General features: G+C 38.2%; 1 protein-coding gene. It reads right to left on the bottom strand.

Features of this window, described 5'->3' with window-relative positions:
* Positions 1–36: 36 nt before the first annotated feature.
* On the bottom strand, positions 37–330 hold the full coding sequence (locus AB4585_RS28430; RefSeq protein WP_017031616.1) for a hypothetical protein: 294 nt from the start codon (positions 328–330) through the stop codon (positions 37–39).
* Between the last annotated feature and the right edge of the window lie 31 nt (positions 331–361).

Here is a 361-nt window from a genome sequence, read left to right as displayed (position 1 = left end):
CCTAATTAACTTTACCTTGCCGACCGCAATCGCAATTTACTTGTGTTCGTAACTGATTTGCTTATCTACGTTCTTTAGTTGGATCCCAACCTGATCAAACGCCTTTTGAATGGTTGTTGAGACATTCAGTTGCCCTTCTCCTGCTAAAAAGTTTGCTCTATCTTGATTTGTGTCGAATACACAGACGATTTTTAAGCTCTGGGGAAAAGAAGAGTAATTGACCGTATGAGTTACCCAAAGAAAACCATCATAGCCTTTCAACGTATCTTCACAAACTTCGGTTAACACGCTTCTAATTCTATTTTCGATCTTCTTATCTGTTTTACGCATGAAGCAAACTTCCTATTTAACGCATCTGAAA

The sequence above is a fragment of the Vibrio sp. 10N.222.49.C9 genome (assembly GCF_041474985.1).
GTDB lineage: Bacteria > Pseudomonadota > Gammaproteobacteria > Enterobacterales > Vibrionaceae > Vibrio > Vibrio crassostreae_C.
The sequence above is the reverse complement of the archived record's forward strand: the minus strand, read 5'-3'. Positions and strand labels throughout refer to the sequence as shown.